Below are 15,068 nucleotides of genomic sequence, written 5' to 3'. Positions count from 1 at the left end.
TGTTTCAAAATTTTATTAAACAAAAAGGTGCATTATTGGAAAATTATTGAGTTGCTTATGCAGCTCTTTTTTTCTTTATTGAACTAACGAAGCAGAATAGTTGAAGAAGGATTAATTTCCAAACAAGAAGGAAAGATTATAATAAGCATTGAATTTGAATTTATATAGGGGTGAGAGTGATTACTGCATCTCTATATCAGGAGGTTGTTAGGTATGTCGAGAGAATTATGGTTGAACCTGCCAGTGCGAGAACCAAAACGAGCAAAGGAGTTTTATACGCAGCTCGGTTTTCGGTTGAATGAGCAGTATGTGAGTCAAGAAGGCTCATTCAGTTTGATTGTCGGAGACAATCAGGTTGTTTTGATGATCTTCCCGGAATCCGCGTTCCGCGGTTTTGCTGGTAATGCGGTTGCAGATTCGTGGCAGGGCACTGAAGTGTTATTCTCTCTGGGGGCGAACTCCAGGGATGAAGTTGATGAGTTCGCCTTGAAAGCTGAACGTGCCGGCGGCACCGTATTCAGCAAGCCGGGTGAAAAGGGTGGCTGGATGTACGGCTGCGGTTTTGAAGATCCGGACGGTCATCGGTGGAACGCGTTGTATATGGATATAAGCAAAATGCCGCAAGGCTGAAAATCCGATTTGCCATTTCGTGACGAGTGTTTAAACAGAAAGTCAAATAAAGTTACTTAACTTCCGGGTGCGATTGTTTAATAAAGGCTGTTTACTCAAAGATTGTTGCTGTTAAAACTAAAAGACAGATTTAATCTACAAAATGTGTAGGATAAGTCTGTCTTTTCGGTTTGATATTTCGTGAATCGAAAATTTAACGAAAGCTCTGGTTAGTTGAAGAAAAAACATTCATTATTTTTAAAATATTTTACTTACTTCTATGTAAAATAACTATTTTCCTCGTGGCCAAATGAAATATGAAATAGATATGATAAAATCAATTCCCAGTACTAAAGACCATACTTTTAGTGTTTCAAAAAGTTTAGAGCTACGGTCCGCATCATTTACTAGGTATATCAATATTAATAAAAATCCTGCTCCGATGATATATGCAAATAAATGCTGAAAAGACCCTTTCAAAGAATTACGAGCATATGCAAAACCAGTCTTTTTTTCAGGTTTTGTTCCCTCTTTTTTTATGTAGTATAAGAACCTTTCATCAGCCCAACGAACGATACTCTTTCCAAAAGCAATCGACACACCTAAATAGATAGCAGCAATTGCGTGAGACGTAGTTGCATTTCCACCCTTTAATAGATCTATAGCAGTTACGATTAACAGAAACAAATCAATCACGGGTGTTAGAAGTAAAAAGAACGATCCCATTTTTTTAAAGTTATATACATAACGTAAAGTTAGACCGAGTATTATAACAATCCAAAAACCAATTTCTGCTGCAATAATTGACCAAGTAATAAAATTCAATTAACCACCCCACACTTTTACTTACAAAAAATCTAGTAGTATAAAAACACACGCTTATATATTGTATATTATATTATAAGGAGAAACAATAAAAAAATTCCACATTTTATCAAATTAACCATATTAATTCAGCGAAAACCTCTTTTTGCTTCGCTAATTGAATAACAGTAAACCACTGAATCCGCTTAAAAAGCATCTGATAAATGGTGCTCTTTGCCTTTTCTTATTGCTTCAATTGTGAAATAGTTAGATTTTTGACAAGTTGAAATAAGCATTTGCTCTACCCGATTTTCAAATGCCAAGTTTTTATGTAACTCAAGCCAACGATACCACTAAAGGTAACTATCCAAATAATACGTACCAACGCCCTGAAATCGTTCCATCCATCCTTTCAAACGGCGATGGAAGTTATTAACGTGTTGTATATGGAATATCCCTTTTTTACTCGTTGATTTTGATTAAGATTAACTGTTTCGTGTTTAAGATTTTTTGCTGCTGCAAATTTTTTATAATTGGTAGCGGTATCCGTGCATAACAAAGAAGAATGGGCTATATAATCCCCGACAACCCCATTAATTTCTTCTGCTTTTACACGACCTCTACCCGCCATCCTCGCAATAATATTGTTATTTCGATCTTGTGCTACAACTACAGCAATTTTCTGATTTGAAATCCCTCGTTTTTCATCCTTTTCTCCTCGTTTTTTTGGTTTACGATGTGTAAATCTACGACCTTTTAAAGATTCACGAAAGAAAGTCTCATCACTTTCAATGATGCCAGATAATTGGTTGAAGCTGTGACTTCCTAAAGCGTTTAAAATCTTATGTCTCCAATAAAAAGCGGTAGATATATGAATTTTTAAAGAGTCTGAAATCTTCGGTAATGTAACACCGTTTATCATCATTTTAATGTATTCAATCCATTTTTCCGGATAACGCGAACCTGAAAAAGGCGTATTTGTCATATCATTAAATGTTTTTCCACAATCCTTACATAAATATCTTTGTCTAGAACGATATTTACCATTACGTTTTACGGCAGTACTTCCACAATGAAGACAACCTAAACCAGACGAAAAGCGAGACTCCTTGATCTTAGGAAGTAATTCTTCCATTTTATTTTCTTCTTTTGGATATAGATCTTGTTTCATTGCCTTAAATAAGGCTAGTTGATCTGCTTTTCCTAATTCTCCGACTGCTTCATATACATATCTCCACATTATTGAACGCCTCCTGAAAATGCATTATATTCAACCATATTCAGTATTTTCAAGAGAGCAACAATCAAAACAGCCTTAATAAAAGCAATCGCACCCTATTAAGTTTGTGAAGAAATGTACTTAAAGTAACGAGGGCTTTACTTCAAGATGGAATCTCTGCGGAATCCCATCTTTATCTTCTTCAACTAACGGAGCAGATTAGTTCAATAAGCAGCCAAAGATTTTTGTTTATTAAAGATGTGTATTTTATTCAAAATTGGAACTTTTATCCCTTTCGTCCGTATTAAAGTTTAGGGATAAGAGGTGAAAAGAGGGAAATTGAAATGGAGGAGTTTAGTTTAATAACTAAAATTTGTGAAAATATCTGAATGAAGGCGGTGATATTATGTTTAGGCAAAGCATTAGGTTTCCCTTAATATATTTTGTGGTATTAACCGTTGGGCAATTTATTACTAGCAAAGAGATTAATTGGACAAATAACATAATGATCTGTTTTATAACATTCTTGTTTTTACTGTTATTTAAATGGGCGGAAACTCCATACAAGTGGAATAAGGACAAACAATGAGTAAATATAGACAATGATTTCCTTCTCAACTAATGAAGGGCTTTACTTGAAGTTCATTGGGCTGTTTAGACAGCTCTTTTTTCTTAATTGAACTAATGAGGCAGCTTAGTTGAAAAGAAAACTTTATAATATGGATATTTTTGAGAAAAAAGATTCAATAAAGGGAGGGCGGATTTGTGTGTTTAATTATATTATTATAGCTTACTGTATAGTCGTAGCAATCAATCTTATACACAAAAATAGAGAATCAATAAGACAATTAAAGGCTAAACAATTAATTCTCGCTTCTTTTGTCTATCTTTCTACAGTGTTTTTGTGGTTTATTTGTATATATTATGGAGGTAATTGGATTGCTGGACAATTTTCAAGTCGCTTTATGCAATTAGTTGTTTTCATTTTATTAATAATCATCACAATATCTTTGTGCCAATGGCCATTAAGAAAAATATTAAATAGAGTTACATCAGGTATTTTTCCTAAGGATTAAAAGTAATAAATTTTCTTTAGCGATTGTATCATAAAAACGGGCGTTTCTTATGCTAACGAAGCAGATTAGTTGAAGAGCGTTGTTTAACTTTAGTTCAATAATCGGGCCATATTGTGGAGCAATACCACCCAAGAAATAGTCTTATGGACCGACCTAGATAATGATGTTCAAAGGACAGTCTAGCTTACATACTAAGCTAACCAACGTTTGAAAAAATGCATTACCAAGTAACTTCTTAGAAGAAACTTAGGTAATGCATTTCGTGAGTATGTCTATTTAGTAAACAATCGTATGTGGTTAATATCTTTTTCTGAAAAGGACTGTTGTAAGATAGTATTTACCTCACTTCAAACCGCGGTTAGCTTTTTTTAACTGTAACAAGAAATCTTCTTTCGTGTTAGTACTTTGTACATCTTTCATATAGAACAAAATGGAGTTGCTATCAGCAGGTCCCCTCATGTCTTCGACGACCACATAGGTAATGGGAGCGCCACTTTGTTTTATTAAATTTTGCAATTCAAAGAAACGGTCCAATTCATTTTTTTCAAAGGTAGCCATTTCAATTGGAGCAGCAGTATATAAATAAAGAGCATGCTTTTTCGTTTCATCCGAAAAGAGTATGCTGATCTCCTTATTAGTATAGTCTGGACCTTGAAACCCGAGGTCTTCAATAGCTGGAATCACTTTATCCAATTTGTGCAATGCTTTATCCGCTTCCAAGGCCCTTGCATGGTTATCTGTTATCGTATCTGAATAAGGATTTAGTATGATTTTGAATTCTAAATGTTGATGATCTTTTGGAAAGACAACGTATTCATAATCAGAACCAATCCCTGTTCTATATAATTGTTTAATCTCTACATCATAGCCATATGTATCTTCTGCATACTTTTTAACTTTGCGTTTTTCAGAAAAGTCACTAAAATATAACGCGATACTTGCAATCAATAATACAAAAACCCCAAGTATAGTTAAAAGAACTTTTATAAAGGTATTCATTCTTTCACTCCGTGCTTTAAGCATATTTATTGTAGTTTAACAATATATTTTTGATTTTATCAAAATACCTTGGTAGTAAGAATGGGTCTTTAAGCCTGATGAATTATTTGTATAAAGGTTGATTCATTTTGTGGTTCCGGTGTTTCAAGAGAGGTGAATGGGTTGGGTTGATTAAAAGAAAATTAGATAATTAAAAGTAATAAATACTAATTCCTTATTCAATTAAACCAGCTAATAGAAGTTAAAAGTTATTCAATAATCGGGCGCTATTCTTTAATGATAAATGAATCTTTCTTTATGAAATGGCCTCTTAATTTAAGAACCGAAAGGGTTTTTCTTGTTTATTTTAAAGAGGTTTTTTTTATCGTTGCAATATTGAAATACTAAATGAAGGATTGGAAGTGTTATTTTGACAGAACAACTAATAAAAAGGCAATTAAAAAATAAATATGGTAATTTTTCTCCCACTCGTTTAACTGGAGGTTATACAAATACAACTTATTTATTAGATGGGACACATCCTTTATTAGTTGTTAAAGTGGCTAATACTTTTAGCCAGGATATTTATAATGAAATAAATTGTTTGAAATTAATTCAAGAAACAGGAATAGCACCAAAATTTTATGAACTTTTGGAAACCAATGATAATCAAATAACAGTAATGGAATACCGAGAAGGGAAAAATGGTCAAGCAATTTTTGATGATAACGGTGTTGAAAAAATAAAAGAGTTATATAAAAGTTTAGGTAAATCTCTTGCTAAAAACATACATTCCAAAAAATATAATTTTAGCTCAAATGGAATAAAAGAATGTGACTTACACGCTATAAAAATGAGTTTAGATTTTGTTCCTGAAGAACTAAAAAGAAAATCTAAAGTGATATTACAAAAAATCAATGATTCTAAAATGGATTGGGTTTTAACGCATGGTGATTATGGAATGCACAATGTATTATACACCGAAGATAACGTCCTTACTGTTTTAGATTGGGAGTGGTCTGAATGGGCGAACCCTTTAAATGATGTAGGTTGGGTATGCTGGTTTACCAAACTTCACTATCCCAAACAAGCGGATTCATTAAACAGCGTTTTTATTGAACAATATAAAACCAATAACCCTATTTTTTTATCTTCTGAAACATTAAAGGGTTATTGTGTTTATAAAGTATGGAAAATCCTACATAAGATTAAAAATGCGCCATTAGAAGTGCAACAGGAGTGGATAAGACGTTTGGAATGGACAATAGAAACTGATATTTTTGATTTTATCAACTAATTCAACAATCGGGCGCGATTGTTGAAGAAGTGTCGCTGTTCTTATTAAACTAACGAGGGCTTTACTTCAAGATGGAATCTCTGCGGAATCCCATTTTTATCTTCTTCAACTAACGGAGCAGGTTAGTTGAAGAAGGATTTATTATGGTACTTTCAAAGTGACAATGAAAATTTCATAATAACTGGCTATTTTAATAAAGCAGAGGAAGATTTTATAGCTAACTATTTTTTGAAATTTGGACAATCAATTAATTCTATTAGTCCTGAAATGTTAAAAAAATTGATCTATGATAAGGCAAAGTCTATAGAAATGCACCTAAACTCTTTATGAGTACTGTCCTTTAATTTCAAAACAACTTCTTCTTAAACTCCCATGAAAGAACTTAATCATCTTTCATTTTCTGTGGTGAAGAGCTGATTTTTGCGCTTCATGGATGGCTAACGGGGGGTTCGTATTATATAATTCAGCCAGAATTTTCTGGTTGAACTTTTTATATTGAGTTGAAAGGTAAATCAGGAATCAACCCTATTCTATTTTAGGTGTTGCTACTTTTACATTTAAAAATACTTCTGATAATACTCTTTCCTTAGCCTCCCGCTTAATTGAGCGTATATCCTGCTGGTTTCACTTTTCTCATGGTCCATAAGACTTTGTATGACTTCAATTGAAGCCCTATTATTCAACAAATGAGTTGCATAGCTATGTCTAAGTTGATGTGGATGAATCTCTTTATTAATTTCAGCGCGATTGGAGATCCTCTTGATGAAGTATCGCATCTGGGCGACACTCATTTTATGTGGTTGCCTTGCTGTCACAAAGATGGCAGGATTATGGTCATCCCGGCTTTCTAAATTGCGTTTAAGCCATATGTCGCAACGTGTATTAAAATAAACTTCCCTTTCCTTATCGCCTTTTCTCTAACGATCACGGACTGGTTGGACCAATTAATATGTGACGTAATATTTTATTCTGGAAATAGGAATAATTGTAGGTATAGAAGAGTGGAATTTGGATTCCTTTCATTCGAATTTATCCACATGTTATAATAAAAATACAAATATTATTTTTTTAATAAATAAATATGAAAAATATTCTGTTTTAACATTAATATATAGGTGTGTGAAAGAATGGAAATTAAAATTAGAAATAGTAAAATGGCAAAAAAGCCTCTTTCTATTACTGTCTATGATGAGTTGTATAAGATGATAATGGATGGTGTTTTTGCAATTGATAATAAGCTTCCTTCAGAGGTCGAATTGGCTAAAATGTTTAATGTAAGTAGAATGACTTTGCGTCAAGCGCTTGCACTCTTAAAAGAAGATGGTTTATTAACAAATATTCAAGGTAAGGGTAACTATGTTGCAAAACCAGTATCAAATAAAAAAAAGTCTGGTTTAGAAAAAATGGGGAATCCTATATATAAGTGCCATACAAGTAAAATAGATAATGTCAGTATTAGTTATAGGTTAGATACAAGTAGCGATTACACTTCAAAAATCTTATTAAGAAAGAGCGCAGCAGTAGTTGCTATTAAAAGGTGGTATAAAAGTGAGGGGAAGGAAGTTGCTTTTGCTTTTACTTACATGAGTATTGAGACGGTTTCTGAGCTAGGAATTGATTTAAATGATGATAAACAACTATTAGACATGTTGGATAGCAAAGTCTATGAAATTGCTAGTTCAGCAACGATAGAGATAAAAAGATCAAATGGAACAAAGGATGCTGATACGAAAAACATTGTTGGTGGCGATAAAGGCAATATTTTATTTGAAAGCTTATATGTTAATGAAATGTATCCTCTTTTAGTGAATAAGTTTTATATTCCGGAAAATTCGAGTGATATAATTATCAATGTTACGAATAAATAATGATAAGTTAATAGGAAATAATTAAGAAAGTATTGTATTTCAATTAGAAATCAATACTTTTTTATTTTTTAAATTGTTTAATAATCATACAAGTGCTATGATAAAAAAATAAAAATTAGACAAGTGATTATACGATTAGATGAAATAAAGACAATGGTTCATTTTAATAAATCAAAACTTTAAGTATGTCCATTATTTAAATAAATCTAATGATTAAGGTCTTTTCTAATATTTGATCAAAATTAAAAATTATTACAATCTTTCAGACTGAAAGAATAGTTTGACTGAGAAAAAGGAGCAATTCAAATGAGTACAACTTGTAAACAAACACCAGACATTAAATCTAATGGAGTAGAAATCGCAGATACTATTCTTTTACCAGGAGACCCGATAAGAGCGAAATTTATTGCAGAGAATTTTTAGAAGATGCTGTTCGGTTTAATTCAGTTCGCAATATGTTTGGGTATACAGGTAATATAATGGAAAAAGTATTTCAGTCATGGGAACGGGTATGAGAATGCCAAGTATGTGTTAATATTGATATTTTTTTGATGTAAATTTAAATAAAACCAAAAGTGGGTAGATGTGGGTATGCAATGTGGGAATATGGAGGTGGCTGGTTTATTAATTTATGCAGACTGCCCAGGAGTTAATGCGCTTTGTATTTTAACTGTAAGTGATCATATGCTAAAGGATGATCATGCTACAACTGAATAAAGAGAAACAGCGTTTACGATAATGATCCAAATCGCTTTAGAACTTGCATAGGTGCTTTAAGGATTATTTTATCTAGTTAGTAGGTATACAAGCTCTACTTTTCTATCAATAGATAATCCTGATAAAAGAAATAAATATATTTCAATAAGGGTTGAAAAACTAATATAACAACTTCTATAATGAGAGGTCTTGAATGATGGAAACATTAAATGAAAATGCGTCTGATCAATCCATTCGTTTTAAAAAGGCAGTTCCTATTATTTTACTTTTATTTATCTTTACCTTAATTGTAAATAATTCCTTCCGTATCATATCAACTGATTTAGCAAAAGAGTTTGGATTATCACCTTCAGTTGTAAGTTGGCAAGTAACACTTGCTAGTTTAGTCATTGGAATTGGGGCAGTTGTATATGCCTCTCTTACTGATACAATTAGCGTTCGTACATTATTAAGTATTGGAATCATTTTAATGTGTGTCGGATCATTAATGGGATATATATTTCAACATTCATTTATTATGATCGTGATATCAAGGGTGATTCAATCAGCTGGTTTAGCTTCAGCAGAAACCTTATATGTTGTTTCAGTAACAAAGTACTTGCCAGTGCATGAGCAAAAAAAATTCTTTGGATTTAGTACTATGGGATTTGCGATTTCTCAGGTGCTAGGTATGATGGCCGGCGGATTTATTTCTACTTATATTCACTGGACAGTATTGTTCTTAATTCCTTTATTAACTCTAATTATCTTACCATTTATATTGAAACTTCTTCCAAAAGAGAAAATGAAAAAAGGCAGAATTGATGTAGTTGGCTTGTTCCTAGTCGCATGTATAGCAGGTTCCCTTATCATGTATGTATCAGAATTTAATTGGATCTATCTTATTACTTTTATTGTGGCTATATGTTTCTTTATTCTTTTCATTTCTAAAAGTGATAAAGGATTTATTGACATCACCTTTTTCAAGAACAAGCTCTTTCTAAAGGTGATTGCTATAACCTTTCCACTATACACTTTACAGTTAGCATATATATTCATGTTTCCATTTCTTTTTGAGAAACTATACGGTTTAAGTTTAGATACAATCTCATTATTGTTTATTCCAGTTTACGTTATAGCAGCTGCTATTGGAGCAACATCTGGTAAAATTGCCAAGTTTTTAAGTACTGAACAATGTATATATATAGCAATTACTTTAATTACAGCTAGTTTTCTAGTTGGCGGATTTTTTGTTAATAGTTCCGAAGTAATTTTAGTAATTTGTATGACTTTCTTAGCGGGTTCTTTTGCATTAATGTATGCACCGTGGTTTGATACATTAGTAGGTGCTGTTCCGGAAGAAAAATCGGGTACAGCCATAGGATTTTATAATTTAAGTTTTAATATTGCGGCATCGATTGGAATTGCATATGTCGCATCAATGATGAGTAGTAAAGCTTTAAAGGGTGGTTGGTTAGATTACCTAAGCACAGGAAATGAAGCATTGTATAGCAATATATTAATAATCTTAGGATTGATCTCACTCATTTGTATGGGGTTTTATTGGTTGTTAATTGCTAGAGGAACTACCAATACTACAATTACCAAAGATTGATGTTAATAAATAGCTTTCTTTACTTTATTTAAACATATTAAAGAAGAAGTATTATAATGAAGCAATCACCACATTTTAAAAAGAATATTTTATTTGTAATCGGTGAAGCTCCCGACGCAAGACAGTTTGGAGATGAAGGTGCTCATACTTTTCTACATATAGCAGAGAAAATTAACGGATTGAACATGCCGAACACCGAAAAGCTAGGATTAAGGAGGTAGTGGCGTGATTGGAGGACAACATATATTTCATTCTCATTTTCATGTATTACCAAGATATGAAGATGAACCACTTGCGGGTAAAGGTATTAGGTATATGTTTAAAAGTGCTGATAAATAAAAGGATAAATTATTAAGCTAACGGGGGCTTTACTTGAAGATCATTGAGTTGCTTAGGCAGCTCTATTCTTATTCAACTAACGATGCAGGTTAGCTCAATAAGAATAGAGGTCGTAATAATCGAAAAGTCGAAAAGAATGTATAACCAAATACAACAGAAGGAGAGGTATTTTGAAAAAAAATAAGAGAAGCAACAAAAGAAGATATGATAGATATTTATATGATGGGCTTTGATGTTTGGGGAAATGATATGCCAGTAGAAGAATATATAACAATGTGTCAGGATTCAAGTAAGTATAAGAAGGGGAAATGGTACGTTCTTGAAGCAACAGATACAAAGGAATTATTAAGTTCTCTCATCATATATAAACTTAACCCTTCAGAAGACTTAATTGTAAGAGGGATAGGATCAATCGCTACTCCTGCAAATTCAAGAAAAAATGGATATGCTTTTTTATTAGTCAAAGAAATAATGAACAAATTAGAACAGGAAGAAAACTGTAACAACTTTTTCCTGTATAGTGATATTGGGACAGACTTTTATAATAGATTAGGCTTTATTGTTCTACCTAATGAAAGTCAAAAATATAAAGACAGTATTTGTATGTACTACTCAAAAGAAAACGATATCGACTCTATATCATTTGAAATCCCCAATTACTTTTAAGGGACATCACCATCTTGTATGGGATATCGTTGATAACAGTATTGACGATTAAATTGCAGGATTTATTATCAAATTTATTATGTACCCTTATTCAACTCCCATGAAAGAACTTAATCATCTTTCATTTTCTGTGGTGAAGAGCTGATTTTTGCGCTTCATGGATGGCTAACGGGTGCTATACTTGAAAATAGGAATTGCTTAAAAGGCTCTTTTTGCTTGTTCCGGGGCAGGTTTAGTGGAAAAAGTAATTAACTTATTATCTATATCATATAAGTAAGATAATGCGAAATAGCTTCGTTAGTTTAGTGACTTTCATTACAAGGATCTGGTTTCCTATTGATCATTGGACAGCTTTCGTAGGATTTATTCAAACAGAATTTGCACATGTACCACAGTATGTGAGTTTCTTTTGTTTAGGCATTATGGTCAATCATCGTAAATGGTTTTTAACTTTGAGCGCGAGAGTAGGATACATCTGGCTTTTTATTGGAGTATTAATAGTAACTATTTTGTATTTTGGAGGGAATACGGTAGATCCTTTTCTTTTAAAGGGTGGACAAAACCTTGGTTCGTTGACTCGATCATTCATTGAGACGTTACTGCGTATTTCGCTTGTAATCGGTCTTCTAATTTTATTTAGAGAAAAAATTAACGGCACTAATCGTTGGTCAAAGATGTTATCAAACAATGTATTTGTTGTTTATTTCATCCATGTGCCAGTAGTTGTTTTCCTTCAATATACATTGAATGACCTACCAATACCGGTCATGGCTAAATTTCTTATAACGGCATTTTTAGGAATCATTCTAAGTTTTTTGCTAAGTCATTTTGTATGGCGAAAGATTCCATACCTCAAAAAAATGATGTAAAGGAAATAATTTTTAGATAAATGGAAAAGCCAGCATTACTTTTGTCTTAATAGTAGGATAATGATGTGTCATATAAATAATGGTTCTTGTTCAACTAACGAGGTGCTTTAGTTAAATATTCGATTTACAAAATATCAAACATAAAAACAGAGTTGATTCTACACATTTTGTAGATTAACACTGTTTTTATGTTTTAACAGCAACAATCTTTTAGAAAATAGCTTAAAATAAAGTTTGATAATTTGTGAAAAAGTTCGCACCACTCCTCAAGTGGAGTGACTTTTAAGTTAATATACAACTTCAAATATTATTAAAAAAGTGACCAACTAAACAAAATTAAATAGATACAAAAGATTTTAAACACTTCCGATAGTTTATATAACGGTAATAAACAAGCGTTTTAACAATAGGGTAAATTGAAATAAAACTGAAAAACTTCTATATTAATAAATGCTTCAATAGAAAATCCATTTACTACAGCGGAATAGTTCCGGATTCGGCTTTGTGCTTTGACCTGCAGGAGGGTAGACACGATGTCGGTCATTTCGGTAAAGCCACAAGACGTGGCGCTTTTTACCGATGACAGGTCAGTTAGCAGTTATCGCAATCAATGCGAATGCCTTTACAGCAGGCGTTAACAGACCTACGTGTTATCGTGAATATAGGTGTTGTTGCGTAAGTGAATGTAACGACGTAATCTGCCTCAGGATTGATTAATTGTATTGTTTGTGCGGGCTGATCTGGAGGGAACAATGTCCATAGCGTACCATTGATGTCCGTAAACGTTTCAAACGGCGGAATGATTACCGTGGCGCCAATAAAACTGTTAATAATGGTTGAATGTATCACATGGGCGGGGTTATTGAACTCTACAAAGTTTACTGTTACGATTTTCACCGGCTTAACATAGTTGATGTCGTAATTGTTATAAGCATTTAGAAAAGACCATACCAACGGTGGCGGCGTCTGATTTGGGATGAAAGTGCTGAAATGCTCTGTAAATATATGCGTCTTATATATATCGCTGTCACCCCCGTTTGTGATAGCCCAATACGCATATGTTAGCGCAAGGTTTCCACTGAATATAACGGAGGCAAATACCGTTACATTGGCGAGCTCATCCGTAAATATACCTCCGCCGTCCCCACCGGCGGTATTATTTGTTATTTCAGCGCCGGCAATTGAAACGAGCGAACCCATGGCAATGATGCCGCCGCCATCCGTTAATGCGGTGTTATTCGTAATTATGCCGCCGGTTATCGTTAAGGTAGGTGTGAATCCTGGAACGGCGCCCATGGAGATGCCACCGCCAAAATTTGCTGTATTATTTTCAATCGTCCCGCCCGTAATGGTAACAGTTGAGATGGGAGTGAATGTCGGAAAAGTCCAAATTGCTCCGCCGTAGCTTAAAGATGAGTTGCCGCTGAAGGTCGCATTCGCATTTACCGTAAGGGTCGATGCAAAAAGCGCAATCCCTCCGCCGCCACGGGTAGCATTTTGGGGATCCCCGTTGCTGTTTGCGTGGTTATTGATAACTCTTGCGTTTCCTTCGATGGTAACGGAAGAGCCGGAAAATGCATCAATGCCGCCACCTTCAAGGCCCGCCTGGTTTCCGCTTACCTCAGCGATCCCTGTAAGGACAAGGATAGAGCCATCATTTACAAAAATCCCGCCTCCTCCTGTTCCCGCCGTGTTTCCGGTCACCTGGCCGTCGCTCAGGGTAAGGGTGGAACCACTGGAGAAGTAAATGCCACCGCCTTGATTTGAGCCGGCTATAACACTGACTGCCTTATTTTCAGTAATTAAGCAGTTTGTAATTGAAAATTCGCCTAGAACACCCTGTACCCTAATACCTCCGCCGAAATTTCTTATACTGTTGCCAATTATTGTGCTGTTCATGATAACAAGCGCATTTGCATTGCTACCCAAAGATTGTGGCATTGAATAGATGCCGCCGCCATTGCCGTCGGCCGAATTGTTGCTTATTTCACTGTTTTGAATTGTAACGATGGTGTCAAACGCGTTTATACCTCCTGCGTCACCGAAAGCCACCACGGTAGAATTAGCGGTGATTATTCCTCCGTTAATGGTAAGGGTGGAACCCAGACTGTTCCCTCCCGCTATTGTGGTAATACCGCCACCGCTGTTGTTCGCACGGTTGCCTGTTATTTCCCCACCGTTCATCACGATGTCACAGTCAGCACCAAAGACACCGGCACCACTACCAGCAAAACAGTTTTCTATGAGCGCGGCGTTCATGATCAGACTGCTTCTACTAATATTGCCCTGAACCAGGATGCCGCCACCGTTGCCACTACTCCTGCAATTGGTAATTGTGCTGCCATCAAGCGTTAGGGAACAATTGGAACCGAAAATTAATATACCTCCGCCCGTCCCTCCGCCATCAAGGATGATACCTACACCTACATTCATCGATACTCCGGTTAAACTGCCGTTTGTTAACGTTGAAAAGTGACGAAAGCTTCCTCCACTTGTAATCGCAAGTGTAACACTACTACTGCCGCTGCTATTTATCAGGTTAATGGTGATATTTTTTTGTATCAAAACAACACTACTGAAATTGATATCATTTATTATAAAAAAATTGAATACATCTCCGTCTTGTGCGCTCACTAATGCTGTTGTGATATCAGTAAAGTTAAAAACATTAACATCTACAATCATTTATATATATATCCCCTTTATATTGTTTTTTATAAAATAACCTTATTAAAATTATATGCCAGAGTGGAAAAACGTAGCTGGGTTAAGGGGACGGTTCTTGTCGTTGGGGTTGGAACAAGGGGCTCTAGCGATTTACTTTGTATAATCCGCCTTGGGGTACAATGCCTCCGAAAATTAACTTCTCTTATTAAGCTAATGGGTGCTTTACTTAAAGATGGGATTCCATAGAGATCCCATCTTTTTTTAATTCAACTAACGGAGCAGGTTAGTGCAAGAAGGAATATTAAAGTATAACGTTGAATTAAGTTTAGAAAATTTGAAATTGGAAGTGACTATCTAAAATGCAA

Annotated in this window: 10 protein-coding genes and 7 pseudogenes; 12 read left to right on the top strand and 5 right to left on the bottom strand. The window is 34.3% G+C overall.

All coding sequences use genetic code 11. From position 1 onward, the window contains the following. Positions 1 to 213 precede the first annotated feature (213 nt). Entirely contained in the window at positions 214 to 630 is a 417-nt protein-coding gene (locus ACFXN8_RS24955; protein WP_386848132.1) for a VOC family protein, read from the top strand. 270 nt (positions 631 to 900) lie between these two features. Here the strand turns inward: ACFXN8_RS24955 and ACFXN8_RS24950 are convergent, their stop codons facing one another. Next, the gene (locus ACFXN8_RS24950; protein ID WP_132358150.1) at positions 901 to 1,434 is read right to left on the bottom strand and encodes a hypothetical protein; all 534 of its coding nucleotides are present in this window, start codon (positions 1,432 to 1,434) and stop codon (positions 901 to 903) included. A gap of 185 nt (positions 1,435 to 1,619) precedes the next feature. Further along, positions 1,620 to 2,653 (bottom strand): annotated as a pseudogene (locus tag ACFXN8_RS24945) (IS1595 family transposase). 677 nt (positions 2,654 to 3,330) lie between these two features. Between ACFXN8_RS24945 and ACFXN8_RS24940 the strand changes: the two are divergent. Further along, a complete protein-coding gene (locus ACFXN8_RS24940) occupies positions 3,331 to 3,708 on the top strand; it encodes a hypothetical protein (RefSeq protein ID WP_386848131.1) in 378 nt (125 codons plus the stop codon). Positions 3,709 to 4,050: 342 nt separating this feature from the next. Here ACFXN8_RS24940 and ACFXN8_RS24935 read toward each other — a convergent pair whose 3' ends face one another. Further along, positions 4,051 to 4,707, bottom strand: a complete 657-nt coding sequence (locus ACFXN8_RS24935; RefSeq protein ID WP_376070305.1) for a hypothetical protein — start codon at positions 4,705 to 4,707, stop codon at positions 4,051 to 4,053. Positions 4,708 to 5,116: 409 nt separating this feature from the next. Here ACFXN8_RS24935 and ACFXN8_RS24930 point away from each other — a divergent pair, with 409 nt between their 5' ends. Together ACFXN8_RS24930 and ACFXN8_RS24925 are read left to right on the top strand one after the other, a co-directional pair. Next, the gene (locus ACFXN8_RS24930) at positions 5,117 to 5,983 is read left to right on the top strand and encodes a phosphotransferase family protein (protein WP_386848130.1); all 867 of its coding nucleotides are present in this window, start codon (positions 5,117 to 5,119) and stop codon (positions 5,981 to 5,983) included. A gap of 153 nt (positions 5,984 to 6,136) precedes the next feature. Beyond that, positions 6,137 to 6,313, top strand: a pseudogene (locus tag ACFXN8_RS24925) (helix-turn-helix transcriptional regulator); the annotation flags it as partial. 227 nt (positions 6,314 to 6,540) lie between these two features. Here ACFXN8_RS24925 and ACFXN8_RS24920 read toward each other — a convergent pair. Then, a pseudogene (locus tag ACFXN8_RS24920) lies at positions 6,541 to 6,932 on the bottom strand (tyrosine-type recombinase/integrase); the annotation flags it as partial. Positions 6,933 to 7,110: 178 nt separating this feature from the next. Between ACFXN8_RS24920 and ACFXN8_RS24915 the strand changes: the two are divergent. The 8 genes and pseudogenes from ACFXN8_RS24915 to ACFXN8_RS24880 form a co-directional block, all read left to right on the top strand. Then, positions 7,111 to 7,851, top strand: coding sequence for a GntR family transcriptional regulator (locus ACFXN8_RS24915; protein WP_386848129.1), 741 nt, complete (start codon positions 7,111 to 7,113; stop codon positions 7,849 to 7,851). Between the two features lie 306 nt (positions 7,852 to 8,157). Then, positions 8,158 to 8,380, top strand: a pseudogene (locus ACFXN8_RS24910) (purine-nucleoside phosphorylase); the annotation flags it as partial. Between the two features lie 56 nt (positions 8,381 to 8,436). After that, complete coding sequence (locus ACFXN8_RS24905; RefSeq protein WP_386848128.1) at positions 8,437 to 8,568, top strand: hypothetical protein; 132 nt, start codon at positions 8,437 to 8,439, stop codon at positions 8,566 to 8,568. A 196-nt stretch (positions 8,569 to 8,764) separates the two neighbouring features. Next, positions 8,765 to 10,162 carry an MFS transporter gene (locus tag ACFXN8_RS24900; protein WP_386848133.1) on the top strand — a complete coding sequence of 466 codons (1,398 nt, stop codon included), beginning with the start codon at positions 8,765 to 8,767 and terminating at the stop codon, positions 10,160 to 10,162. Between the two features lie 56 nt (positions 10,163 to 10,218). Beyond that, positions 10,219 to 10,374, top strand: a pseudogene (locus ACFXN8_RS24895) (phosphopentomutase); the annotation flags it as partial. A gap of 10 nt (positions 10,375 to 10,384) precedes the next feature. Further along, positions 10,385 to 10,501 (top strand): annotated as a pseudogene (locus ACFXN8_RS24890) (HIT family protein); the annotation flags it as partial. Positions 10,502 to 10,705: 204 nt separating this feature from the next. Further along, a complete protein-coding gene (locus tag ACFXN8_RS24885; RefSeq protein WP_386848127.1) occupies positions 10,706 to 11,167 on the top strand; it encodes a GNAT family N-acetyltransferase in 462 nt (153 codons plus the stop codon). A gap of 263 nt (positions 11,168 to 11,430) precedes the next feature. Then, positions 11,431 to 12,036: pseudogene (locus tag ACFXN8_RS24880) on the top strand (acyltransferase family protein); the annotation flags it as partial. 591 nt (positions 12,037 to 12,627) lie between these two features. Here ACFXN8_RS24880 and ACFXN8_RS24875 read toward each other — a convergent pair. Next, positions 12,628 to 14,721: a beta strand repeat-containing protein gene (locus ACFXN8_RS24875; RefSeq protein WP_386848126.1), complete on the bottom strand. Its 2,094-nt coding sequence runs from the start codon at positions 14,719 to 14,721 to the stop codon at positions 12,628 to 12,630. Between the last annotated feature and the right edge of the window lie 347 nt (positions 14,722 to 15,068).

The organism is Lysinibacillus sp. NPDC059133 (genome assembly GCF_042755925.1).
Taxonomy (GTDB): Bacteria; Bacillota; Bacilli; order Bacillales_A; family Planococcaceae; genus Lysinibacillus.
This window is presented reverse-complemented; position numbering and strand designations above follow the sequence as displayed.

Bases quoted from the DNA above. Each gene is read 5' to 3' on its own strand.
- ACFXN8_RS24915 (WP_386848129.1), top strand. From the start codon at position 7,111: ATGGAAATTAAAATTAGAAATAGTAAAATGGCAAAAAAGCCTCTTTCT.
- ACFXN8_RS24955 (WP_386848132.1), top strand. From the start codon at position 214: ATGTCGAGAGAATTATGGTTGAACCTGCCAGTGCGAGAACCAAAACGA.
- ACFXN8_RS24935 (WP_376070305.1), bottom strand. From the start codon at position 4,707: ATGAATACCTTTATAAAAGTTCTTTTAACTATACTTGGGGTTTTTGTA.
- ACFXN8_RS24885 (WP_386848127.1), top strand. From the start codon at position 10,706: ATGATAGATATTTATATGATGGGCTTTGATGTTTGGGGAAATGATATG.
- ACFXN8_RS24875 (WP_386848126.1), bottom strand. From the start codon at position 14,721: ATGATTGTAGATGTTAATGTTTTTAACTTTACTGATATCACAACAGCA.
- ACFXN8_RS24900 (WP_386848133.1), top strand. From the start codon at position 8,765: ATGGAAACATTAAATGAAAATGCGTCTGATCAATCCATTCGTTTTAAA.